General features: G+C 60.3%; 11 protein-coding genes and 2 pseudogenes. 5 read left to right on the top strand and 8 right to left on the bottom strand.

The window, feature by feature from the left end:
* Positions 1–286: 286 nt before the first annotated feature.
* From FVF58_RS44660 to FVF58_RS44625, 8 genes and pseudogenes are all read right to left on the bottom strand, one after another.
* Positions 287–1,657, bottom strand: coding sequence for an FAD-binding oxidoreductase (locus tag FVF58_RS44660; RefSeq protein WP_149675979.1), 1,371 nt, complete (start codon positions 1,655–1,657; stop codon positions 287–289).
* Between the two features lie 133 nt (positions 1,658–1,790).
* Positions 1,791–2,213: pseudogene (locus FVF58_RS44655) on the bottom strand (alpha/beta fold hydrolase); the annotation flags it as partial.
* Between the two features lie 42 nt (positions 2,214–2,255).
* Positions 2,256–2,405 (bottom strand): DUF3563 family protein, encoded by a 150-nt coding sequence (locus tag FVF58_RS44650; RefSeq protein WP_149675983.1) that lies wholly within the window; start codon positions 2,403–2,405, stop codon positions 2,256–2,258.
* Positions 2,406–3,287: 882 nt separating this feature from the next.
* Positions 3,288–3,491 (bottom strand): annotated as a pseudogene (locus FVF58_RS44645) (IS5/IS1182 family transposase); the annotation flags it as partial.
* Between the two features lie 124 nt (positions 3,492–3,615).
* Positions 3,616–3,801, bottom strand: a complete 186-nt coding sequence (locus FVF58_RS44640) for a hypothetical protein (protein WP_149675978.1) — start codon at positions 3,799–3,801, stop codon at positions 3,616–3,618.
* Positions 3,802–4,544: 743 nt separating this feature from the next.
* The gene (locus FVF58_RS44635) at positions 4,545–4,949 is read right to left on the bottom strand and encodes a hypothetical protein (RefSeq protein ID WP_246217500.1); all 405 of its coding nucleotides are present in this window, start codon (positions 4,947–4,949) and stop codon (positions 4,545–4,547) included.
* Positions 4,950–5,087: 138 nt separating this feature from the next.
* Entirely contained in the window at positions 5,088–5,561 is a 474-nt protein-coding gene (locus FVF58_RS44630) for a hypothetical protein (RefSeq protein ID WP_149675977.1), read from the bottom strand.
* Positions 5,558–6,112, bottom strand: coding sequence for a tautomerase family protein (locus FVF58_RS44625; RefSeq protein ID WP_149675976.1), 555 nt, complete (start codon positions 6,110–6,112; stop codon positions 5,558–5,560). The genes FVF58_RS44630 and FVF58_RS44625 overlap by 4 nt, the downstream gene beginning before the upstream one ends.
* Before the next feature lie 106 nt (positions 6,113–6,218).
* On the opposite strand from FVF58_RS44625, the gene FVF58_RS44620 reads away from it, so the two are divergent.
* The 5 genes from FVF58_RS44620 (at position 6,219) to FVF58_RS44600 (ending at position 11,156) form a co-directional block, all read left to right on the top strand.
* A complete protein-coding gene (locus tag FVF58_RS44620; protein WP_149675975.1) occupies positions 6,219–7,256 on the top strand; it encodes a GlxA family transcriptional regulator in 1,038 nt (345 codons plus the stop codon).
* 219 nt (positions 7,257–7,475) lie between these two features.
* Entirely contained in the window at positions 7,476–7,958 is a 483-nt protein-coding gene (locus FVF58_RS44615; protein ID WP_149675974.1) for a MarR family winged helix-turn-helix transcriptional regulator, read from the top strand.
* A gap of 75 nt (positions 7,959–8,033) precedes the next feature.
* A complete protein-coding gene (locus FVF58_RS44610; RefSeq protein WP_149675973.1) occupies positions 8,034–9,026 on the top strand; it encodes a carbon-nitrogen hydrolase family protein in 993 nt (330 codons plus the stop codon).
* 52 nt (positions 9,027–9,078) lie between these two features.
* Positions 9,079–10,116: an alpha/beta fold hydrolase gene (locus FVF58_RS44605; protein WP_246217503.1), complete on the top strand. Its 1,038-nt coding sequence runs from the start codon at positions 9,079–9,081 to the stop codon at positions 10,114–10,116.
* A 107-nt stretch (positions 10,117–10,223) separates the two neighbouring features.
* On the top strand, positions 10,224–11,156 hold the full coding sequence (locus FVF58_RS44600) for an NmrA family NAD(P)-binding protein (RefSeq protein ID WP_149675972.1): 933 nt from the start codon (positions 10,224–10,226) through the stop codon (positions 11,154–11,156).
* Positions 11,157–11,174: the final 18 nt, after the last annotated feature.

Genomic DNA, 11,174 nt, shown 5'->3' with positions numbered 1-11,174 from the left:
GCTTCGCCTGCCCTTGACCCCCGCTACGGCGCTTCTTTACGGAGCCGCCCGATGGGACCTGGCCAATGATTCGTGAGACAGGTCGTGAAAGGCCTTGACAACTTCCTGCTCATAGAAGGGGGCGGCGGCGCAGTGATGCGCCGCTGCTACCCGACCAGATGTACTGGTTCGACGCTCTACAAGCTGCGCGCGACACAAGCAAGTTAGCCAGCAACGACGACGGCAATGTCGGCGGCGCATTCGCGACCGTCACGCGGCGCGGTCGCGCGAGGCCGCGCGCGTAGATTCACGCTTTCGGTTTAACGTTCTGGTTGACTCGAAACAGGTTGTTGGGATCGTACTTCGCCTTGATCGAGGCGAGGCGCTTGTAGTTGTCGCCATAGCTTAGTTCGACGCGGTTCTCGGCCTCGTCGACGTCCATGAAATTGACGTAGGCGCCTTCCAGATTGAACGGGTGAATGGCCTCCCAGTAGGCACGGCCCCAGGTCTTAAGCGCCTCGGCGTCCTGGGGATCGGGGCTGACCGCGGCAATTACCATCGAAAAAGACGCGTCCCGCGCGCTCCACGGCGTGGCATCCTTGGGAACCCGCCGAACGGCGCCGTCTATAGGGTAAAGGTGCATCAGGCAGAAGGGGGTCGGTGCCTTGAGCGCGTTGGCGATGTGCACGTCGATCGCCTCGTCAGGCAGCGCCTTGACAAAGTCGCCCTTCCAGTACCACTGCAAGCCCTTAGGGAAGAACGGGTCGAACAGACTGTTGATCGCAGTCCACGGCATCTCGCCCATCCAGTTGAACAGCGGGGCGGGCAGCTTCTCGAGCAGAGAGGACATGAGCTTCTGACCGTCTGGGATCGGCCCGTTGAAAGCGCCGATCAGAGCACAGGCGCGTTTGTTCCAGTGCTCCTTAGGGAAGGGATCGGTTGGAGGCACGGTTTTGAGGCCGACAAACAGGCCAAGGTCTTCGGGGGCGTTGGGGATGAAGTCGCGGTACATCGCCATAACCTGTTTGGCGTCCCTAGCGTCCCAGAAGATCGGACCGGCGAACACCATTTTGGCGTGGTGGGCCTGAAATAGAAAGCTCGTGGCCACGCCGAAGTTACCGCCGCCCCCGCGCACCGCCCAGAAGAGGTCTGCGTGCTTGTCCTTGCTAGCGGTGACGAAAGAGCCGTCGGCCAGCACAACATCCACTTCGAGCAAATTGTCGACCGTGAGGCCGTGCTTGCGTGTGAGATAGCCAGTTCCTCCGCCCAAGGTCAGACCTGAGACGCCCGTGCTGCCCACGATGCCGAGCGGTACGGCGAGGCCAAAGGCGTGGGTCGCATGATCGAGATCCGCTGCAGTGCAGCCTGGATCGACACGCACGGTGCGGCTCGCTGGGTCGACGCGTACGCTGCGCATCTGCGACAAGTCGATGACTAGCCCACCGTCGCAACTGCCTAACCCAGGGCCGTTGTGTCCCCCTCCGCGGATTGCGAGAAGCAGGTTGTTATCGCGTGCGTAGTTGACCGCCGCAATGACATCGGCGGCGTCGGTGCAGCGAGCGATCACCTTGGGCCGCTTATCGATCATACCGTTGTATAGCGCGCGCGCCTCGTCGTAGTCCTTGTCTGACGGACCAATCAGCCTTCCGCGAAATTCCTGAATCGCAAATTCGCCCATGACGCTGTCTCCTTGAAGAGTAAATCCATTTTGCGTACGCCCGCCGCGGGGCTGCCGTACCGGGAGGCTTCGCGCCGTACGCGTGCCTTAGCCTCGCCCCTCACTTGATCAAAAGCTTGGTGCTTCGATGGAACCCCTGCGCCGTCCGCGTCGCGATGCCCAGAATCTCCGCAAATTCGCGCGCGCCGCGTGTTCCCATCCCTTTAAGCAGATGGAATGCCGAAGGCTCGTACAGCGTGATGCTCGCCACGCCGTGCGGTCGTTCGAGCGCCACGCGCAACCCGACGCCGCCGCCATACGAATGACCGACGAGATGTATCTTGCTGCGCTGCCGATCGATTATTTCGACCGTGCGTGCTGCTTGGTCCGCGAGTGTGAACGCGCGCTCACCGCTCCACGGTCCGACCCTGTCGCAGCCGTAATGCTCAGGGGCGATCAGCGCATAGCGCCCATCGAGCAGTTCATCGAGCGCACGCCATTGATTTGCGCCAGCGCCCGAGCAATGCAAGGCGATGACGGATGTGCGCGCATTGTTCGAAGTCAAGCTCGACGGCATGTCGGAATTCCGTATCGTTTGTCCGTGTTCGATAGACGTGCGTCAGGCGTCACTTTCGATCGCGCGCATGCGCCGCTCGAGCTCGCCGATATCGGCGCAGGACGCGAGATATGCATCGCGCCGGCCGTGCTCCGCACGATTCAGGAGTATCCCGGCACACTCACTTAGGTATGCGAATAAAACATGACCCATCGAAATTAGATATATCAACATCGTGTCCTCCACTGGAGTTTGATGCTGCGGACTCCAGAGCGCCGGGTGGATCCGCGCGTGTCGACTACCTTTGCATCTTCCGCGCCAATTTTGCGGATGCCTTGCGCCGTGCGGCTTTCGTCGAAGTTACCCGAAATCGGCCCATACGAAGTGTCGGGTACGCGCCAACGCTTTCATTCTGAAAGACGTCCATGGCCAAACACTCTACATTGATGAGTGGCATCTGGAGACTCCTTTGATGGTGGCGGGGACTTTTCTGAATCGGCCGCGGCGTGCTGCGCGATGGTAACCAGTTTCAGTCATCCGCCTACATCAAGAAATACCCACGACGCCATCGAATTTGACCTGGCGTCCGAATTTATCGGCGGCAACGACACGGCGTGGATGATGGATTTGCTGGCAGAACTTGCGCCAGCACGGTCAGTTGAAGTGGCGACACTAGCTCGCAAACTCAGATAAGCGCAACGCCTCGGCCGCGCGACAGGGGACGGCCGCTTTCGCACGTGCGGCGGCCCTTCGAATGACTGTCCAACGATGTAGCCGATGTCTGCAACTGGCCGGAAATACGCATTCACCCAGCCTGCCGGAGGCTGCTGTTGATGACTCCAACGTCCGCTCTGGAGAGCGTTTGCCGAACTGGTGCTTTCGGCCACGACCTGCCGTTCACATGCGTCGTCGATCAGACGTTTAGGCGTCGGCTCCGCCCTCGCAACCGGCCGTCCGGTTGTCTAAGATGGATGCTTCGACATCGGCCTTAGTTGACTTTGGGGCCAGCCGAGTTCTACGTCAGAACTGCGGTTGATCACTGACGGTGGCGGCATCGATTAGCCGGACGGCAGCTTTTTTAGCGTTAGAGTGGCCGCCTTTCTGCGTCGATTGCATTTCTGGATCCCGGGTACCGGAACCGTTCTTTGTAGAACTGGGCGCGGCAATCAGGGTGGCGTCGACTGCGGATCCAGCCTTTAACGTCAAGCCTTTCTCCGTCAGGATCTGATTGACCAGCGCGAGTATTTGCGCCGCCAGACCATGCGTTTCGAGCAGATGGCGGAACTGGAGAATCGTGCTAACAACCCGTCGAGTTGAAGCGGAACGGTCGGTATCGGGGCAGCGCAGATAAACTCACCGGAAGCGAATTCAAAGAGGCCCCTCGTTGGAGGGGGCCTTGAGCTACGAAATCACCGTGTTTCGGTTAGTACGTCACAGAAGCCCCACTGCCAGTAAAACTGTGCTGGACCGGAGAGTCGTTTGCATAGTCGGAAACGGCCTGGATGATGTTCACCAGCTGCTGCGGCAACCTGCCGCCGCTGACGGCACTCATTGCAGTACGATCCATCTCAACGGCTACGGGGAGGTCTTTGATTACCAGCGTGTTCATTTCGATTCTCCAAGGGCAAATCAGTCAGTTAGGAATGTCGGAGCTTGTTTTGAGGGTGTCTCCACTCCTCGATGAGGATTAAGGCAAAGTGCGTGCCAAAGGGTGGCGCCGCGGTAAGCGATCGCACAACTAGTTGAAAATAGCGACCAGTGCGAATTCGTCGACAGACGTGCGCGCTGCGGCCGGTGGGTCGGATCCAACTCTTCGTCTGGCGCTGTGGGTTAGATCACGACACATGCGGTCCGCCTACGGATACGGAATGACTGTTCCACTCTGATACCTGCCCTTGCTACTCCGACGGCTCGACCGGCAGCAACGGGTCCGACTCCGGCCCCACGTCTCGCTGCAGAGCGGACGTCCGGTGAGTATTCGACGAGTCAGTCGAAACGCAAGCCCCGTGCGCTAGTCGGTGAAGGCCATTCAGAAGGGGCCTTTTACAACGCGACAGGATCATCCGTGGTGACAGGAGTCGAACGCACCGCGTTGGTCACGGAATCTCACTGGGAAGCCGTTCGACTTCGCGATCATCACACAAGCCCAGCTTCGTGGTGGACTCGCACAGGCGGGCCTACCGAGGCCCGTCATTGAGGCCGTGGGCTGGTCAAACGGCTCATGCGCGTCATGACGTTGCCCGTCTGTGTCTACCACCGCCTTCATCGCCACAACGGCGAGACAGTCTGCTCACGTTGCCTGCCTCTCCAAGATAACCGGCGACGCAGCAGCCCCGAACGCTCTAGCGCTTTCTACTGGGGGGAAGGCGGATTCAAAAGCTTACTCAACGGCTTCAGTGGGCCTATTGGGAGGAGCGAGAACGTCATTAAGTGCGCTTTCCCCAAGGGAAGTGCCTCAAGCATTTCATGCGCTTGACTTACGTCCGTAACGTTCAGGAGGAACGCCACCCCAGCCCGGTCTTGCAATGAATACCACTGGTCAATCTTGCCCTCGAGGTAGAGCTGCGCCGTCTCGCGAACTTCGGTCGGAAGAATGTGTTGGACAAGTTGCATGTCCGTGCCCGGCGGAAAGGTGCCAATCGCCAATATCTTCGTGGTTGGCGTGGTTGGCATCGGAGTGGTTTGCGCCATGGAGACTCCAGCAGAGGCGACCAGCACAGAGGCTGTTGTCAAATTAAGAAGAAGGCGTTTCATCATGTCCTGTTCTTTTCGCATTAGCCTGAAGGCTGCCGCGAGCCTCCGCCTGGTTTATGCATCGCGCGATAGTGTTCGCGTAGGCCATCAAGTGCATCAGTCATTGCAAAATCCTCACTGCTTCGATCGATAGATCGTTCGTTACGGCAATTCGTCAATACAAGGAGGCTGGCGCGAGGCCACACCAGATGCCGTATTCAGCGCTGCGGCTTCTGGTCCCGTCAGATAGCAATCGCGGAAGCGCTCATCGACGCGTTCGCACATCCGTTTCGAAAACAGCAGCGCTGCGTTGAGCGGGCGATGATTGATGACCACGGAATCCGTCTCGCCCTGTTCGTTCAGATGCGCGACGACCACCGTTTCGATCGGCACGCCCTGGATCTGCGACCGATAGGATTCCATGTACAAACCGTTGCCGATCTCGCCCTTGTAGCTGTGATGCTGGAATTCGTAGAGCGAGACCGCGTGTTGGATCACGGAGAGAATATCGGCTCGTCCCTCGATCGGACGCTTCAGGACGGTGGCTTCGAGCGTCGCGTTTTCGGCAAGCCTCGCCAGCCAGAGCGGCGGACCGCCTGCGGGCGCCAGCACGGGGGCTGTGTCGTTGAATTTCATGCTGGGCGCTCCAGTTGCAGTTTGCTCGTCATGCCCGCGCTAGCGGCATCGAGCGTTGCTTCGAGCGTGATGCGCGCCTTCTCGAGGCGGCGTCGCGCGAGGCGTCCAACGCCCACGCCGCGCTCAGACTCGCCCGCCAGCAGCGCATGAATATCGGGCAGCATCCAGATCGCGCCGCGCGTCCCCCAGGCGCCATCCGGAATCTCGGTCGGGAAGACCCAGACGCGCGGCGCGACGTCATCGAACGGCCGGTTCTCCGCGCGCGCCACCGCTTCCGTGACGTTTCTGACAAGCGAGCGACGCGATTCGTCGGTGTATTGCCCTTCGGGTGCAGACGGAATGATCCGGTAGCGTACTGTGTTCGTGCGTTCGCCGCCGATGTAGATCGCGGCGGGCCGATGAAGATGGAACACGGTGACACGCTGTGCGATCGGATTGGCGGGATCGTACCCTTCCGCCTTGATGAGGATGTCGGTCAGTTCCTTGACGAGGCGCGCTTCGGCCTCGGGTGTCAAGGCGTCTTCGGGCCACAGTGCATCGATCATTGGCATGGTGCGGCTCCTGCTTTCAGGTCGTTGGATGTGGCCATGATCGGGGTTTACTCGTGCGACCGGAAGTGGCAGCATCGCCATTATTCAAGGAATTTCAGACACGCAAATGGCCATCGTCCGCATCTGGGTCTATGACGGAATCCTCGCGTCCGGCGTCGCGGGCCCTGTTGACGTCTTCAGCGCGGCCAATCAGTTCCATGCGCGCAAGGCTGCACGGGGCACGACATCCGCGCCCGTGTTTGCATGGCGCGTGGAATCTCTCGACGGGCAAGCCGTCACGGCTGCGTCGGGCCAGACCATTCACGTCGACGGCAAGATCGACCCGCGCAAACGGGCGGACGCCGTTCTGCTGACGGCACCATTTTTCTCGAACATCGACGAGTTCATCGGGCGCCGCGAGCAGTTGAACGCGCTGTCTTCCGCACTGCGGCGTCAACGCAAGACAGGTGCCGTGCTGGCGGCCTATTGCACGGCCAACTACCTGCTCGCCGAGGCGGGCCTGCTGGATGGCCGCGCCGCAACGACGCACTGGGCGAGAGCCGCGGACTTCGCGCGCCGCTATCCGCGTGTCGAAGTTCGCGCACAGGAATTGCTGATCGCGCAAGACGGCATCATCTCGGGCGGTTCCGTGACGTCGTATCTGAATCTCGCGGTGCGGCTCGTCGAAACATTCGCCGGCGAAGAACTCGCCACGATGACCGCGAAGGCGCTGTTGATCGACATGAACCGGACTTCGCAGGCTTCCTTTGCAACGCTTCTCGACGAACATGGGCATACCGACACGCTCGTCGCGCGCGCCCAGCAACAGATGGAGGCTACGTTGCAGCAGGGATTCCGGTTGAGCGATCTGGCGGCGTCGCTTGCTGTCAGTGAACGCACGCTCAATCGCCGGTTCAAGGAAGCCGTCGGGCTGGCACCGTTGACGTATCTGCAGAATCTGCGCATCGAGGTCGCGAAAAGGTTGCTGGAAACGCGGCCAATTGGGCTCGAGGCGGTGAGTCAGCGGGTCGGTTATGGCGATATCAGCACATTTCGGCAATTGTTCAAGCGCAAGACCGGGTTGTCGCCGAGTGAATATCAAATGCGGTTCTCGCGTGCCGCGGCGGAGAATATAGAAGCCGAGTCAGGCCGCAACGGCGGCTGAGGCCTCGCGAGATCATCACGCCGCAGCGCTCGTCATTTCCCTCCCTCTTTCCCCGCACTGTACGTTTTTGTATCTCAACGTATCTAGAACAGATAGGGATACGCACGCTTACACAAAAACGATTTTCGGACACGAGCGAGATACGTTCATCCGCTCAAATACGCCCATCGCGAGCAAAACACCGCACCGCAAAAAACTGGGCTTACCGAGATAGTGCATATGCAACACGAGTCGAACGGAACCGTTGAACTGGACCGCGCCGCGGATGAACCGCTGAGCAGCCAGATCGCGCGCAATTGTCTGCTGACGCGCGCTCGGCAGCTCTCCCGCGTCTTGACTTCCGTCTATGACGATGCGTTGCGTCCGTTCGGCATCGTGGCGCCGCAGTTCTCATTGCTCGTCCTGATCGCGGAGTTCGAGCCTATTAGCCGCTCAGATCTGAGCCGACGGAATCATCACGAGCGCTCGACACTGACAAGGAATCTGCAGCCGCTGATCGCGCAGGGCTGGGTTGCCGAGGGCGTCCCGGCACGCGATGGTCGAAGCCGCCCTCTCTCGCTCACGCACGAAGGCAAGGCGCTGCTCAAAACCGCCGCGAGCGCGTGGTCGGCTGCACAGAGCCACGCCACGCGCCTCCTCGGCGAAGGCGGCGCCCATGAGCTCATGAATATCGCGCGGAAATTGCCGCTGCGCATGGTCTGAAGTTTTTCGGTCGATGTTGCATATGCAAGATTGACCAACGCCTGGTACCCCTCCCCCCTCGTCAAGGAGTTTGTCATGAAAGTCGTCAAAGCCGCCGCCGTCCAGTTCAGCCCGGTGCTCTATAGCCGTGAAGCAACCGTCGCCAAGGTCGCGCAGAAGATCCACGAACTCGGCCAGAAAGGCGTGCAGTTCGCCACCTTCCCCGAAACGGTCGTGCCTTATTACCCTTACTTTGCGGCCGTCCAGACCGGCATCGAGCTTCTGTCGGGCACCGAACATCTACGCCTGCTCGAACAGGCCGTGACTGTGCCGTCCGCTGCTACCGACGCGATCGGCGAAGCCGCGCGAAAGGCCGGCATGGTCGTGTCGATTGGCGTCAATGAGCGCGATGGCGGCACGCTGTACAACACACAATTGCTCTTCGATGCCGACGGTACGCTGATCCAGCGCCGCCGGAAGATCACGCCGACGCATTTCGAACGCATGATCTGGGGCCAGGGAGATGGCTCGGGCTTGCGTGCAGTCGACAGCGCAGTCGGCCGCATCGGCCAGCTCGCATGCTTCGAGCACAACAACCCGCTCGCCCGCTACGCGATGATCGCCGACGGCGAGCAGATCCATTCGGCGATGTACCCGGGTTCCGCCTTTGGCGAGGGCTTTACCCAGCGCATGGAAATCAACATCCGCCAGCATGCGCTCGAATCCGGCGCGTTCGTCGTCAATGCAACCGCCTGGCTGGACGCGGACCAGCAGGCGCAAATCATGAAAGATACCGGTTGTGGAATCGGTCCGATCTCGGGCGGCTGCTTCACCACGATCGTCGCTCCTGACGGCATGCTGATGGCCGAGCCGCTTCGCTCGGGTGAAGGCGAAGTGATCGTCGATCTCGACTTCACGCAAATCGACCGCCGCAAGATGCTGATGGACTCGGCCGGCCACTACAACCGCCCCGAATTGCTGAGTCTGATGATCGACCGTACGCCGACCGCGCATCTTCACGAACGCGCTTCGCACCCGACGATCGTCAACGACCAGGGTTCCGACGATCTGCGCACCCAGGCTGCATGACCTGCGAACGTCGAATTGCCCCTCTATCGAAGGAGGATTTGCTTTGAAAGCAATGATCAGGACCGGCTGCGCGAGCATCGTCGTTGCGGCGCTGATGGCGACCGCCTCGCCCGCCTACACGCAGACGTCCGCAACGGATGCACCCGTCGCAATGCATGCGCGCAAGCCTGCGGTCGCAAAGACCGACATCTCGGACGGTACGCTGGTGAAGTCGCTGCCCGGATTCAGAAATGGCTATGCAACCGTGAACGGCGTACGGCTGCATTATGTGGTCGGCGGCAAGGGCGAGCCGCTCGTGTTGCTGCCCGGTTGGCCCGAAACGTGGTGGACCTTCCACAAGATCATGCCGGCGCTCGCCGGGCATTACACCGTGATCGTGGTGGACCTGCGCGGCATGGGCGCGTCGTCGAAACCCGCTGACGGCTATGACAAGAAAACGATGGCCGCTGATATCCATGAACTGACGCAATCGCTTGGATACGACAAGGTTGCGATTGCGGGACACGACATCGGCTCGGCTGTGGCGTTCTCCTACGCGGAGAACTATCCGGAAGCCACCGACAAGCTGGTGATGATGGAGTTTCCTCATCCCGACGATAGCCTGCAGACGTTTCCGCTTCTACCCGCCCAAGGCGCATACGGCGACAGGCTGGGTTCGGCGCGCCCGAACCTGTGGTGGTTCGCGTTCAATCAGGTCAGAGGTTTGCCGGAGAAGCTGCTGGCAGGCCGCGTCCGGCTTGAACAGGACTGGCTCTTCCACTACTTTCTTGTGAATGAGAAAGCCGTCGACGCGCGCGACCGCGCCGTGTACGAGCACGCCTATGACAGCGCCGCCGCGATCCGCGCAGGCAACGCGTGGTATCAGGCCTTCCCTCAGGACGTCAGCGACAACAAGGATTACGGCCAGCTGCAAATGCCCGTTCTCGTGATGGGCGGTCCCGCATACAAGTGGATGAAAATGGTCGTCGGAGAAAAGGCAGTCAAGATGAGCGCCGTCGACGTAGAGAACAGTGGGCACTTTATCCAGGAGGAGCAGCCCGAACTCGTTACGAAGACAATGCTCGGCTTTCTGCAAGGCGCACGCGAATGATGACCCGGTCGGCGCGTTGATCGACGTATGCACGCGCACATTTTCACCCATAAGTGTGTATATGCATATATAAATAAAGTGAAGTCTCTCATTGAAAGGTATGTGATATGACAACGAAACCTGCTCATGATGGCCCCATTCTCGTGACGGGTGCCGGAGGCGCGATTGGTGGAATTGGCCGCAACGTAACAACGTCATTGCTCGCGAAGGGCTATAAAGTGCGGGCGCTGGTCCGCAAGGAAGACGATCGCGCGAACGAGTTGCGTCGCCTTGGCGCCGAAGTCGTGGTCGGCGATCTGACCGATCTCACTGCGATGCACCGCGCAATCGAAGGCTGTTCGCGCGTCTATTTCGGCATGTCCGTCTCTGCGGCCTATCTCGAAGCAAGCGTCAATTTTGCTGCGGTGGCGCGTCATCATGGCGTCGAAGCCATCGTGAACATGTCGCAGATGACAGTCACGGAAATGAGCATCACGGAGACGACCGACAGCCCCCAGCATAAGCTGCACTGGCTTGCCGAGCAGGTCTTGCAGTGGTCGGGGCTGCCCGTCGTCACGGTACGGCCCACGGCGTTTCTCGAGAGCTTCTTCCTGACGCTTGGCGCAGCCGGCGTGCGCGACAACGACGAACTTGCACTGCCGCTCGGCAACAGCAGGACCTCGCCCATTTCAGCCGTTGACGTCGCGAATGCGGTTTCGGTGATTCTCGAGAATCCGGCGCCGCATATCGGCAAGATCTATAACCTGACGGGCCTCGAATCAAATGATCTCGAGCAGGCCGCGCGCGTCTTTTCGGACGCGCTCGGCCGGCCCATCCGTTACCGGAATGTGCCTGTCGCGCCGTGGTCGGACAACTTGCGCGAACTCGGCATTCCCGCTCACGTCGTCGATCATCTGGCCGTGATGGCCGACCTGCACGCTCAGGGACGATACGACCGCATGACGAACGACCTGTTCGAACTCACGGGCCGCAAACCCATGAGCATGTACGACTTCGTGAGACTGCACATCGCAGACTTCACGCGCAAGGCAACACGCTGATCCTAGGCAGGAGACTGA

It is taken from the genome of Paraburkholderia panacisoli, from assembly GCF_008369935.1.
GTDB classification, from domain to species: Bacteria; Pseudomonadota; Gammaproteobacteria; order Burkholderiales; family Burkholderiaceae; genus Paraburkholderia; species Paraburkholderia panacisoli.
The sequence above is the reverse complement of the archived record's forward strand: the minus strand, read 5'-3'. Positions and strand labels throughout refer to the sequence as shown.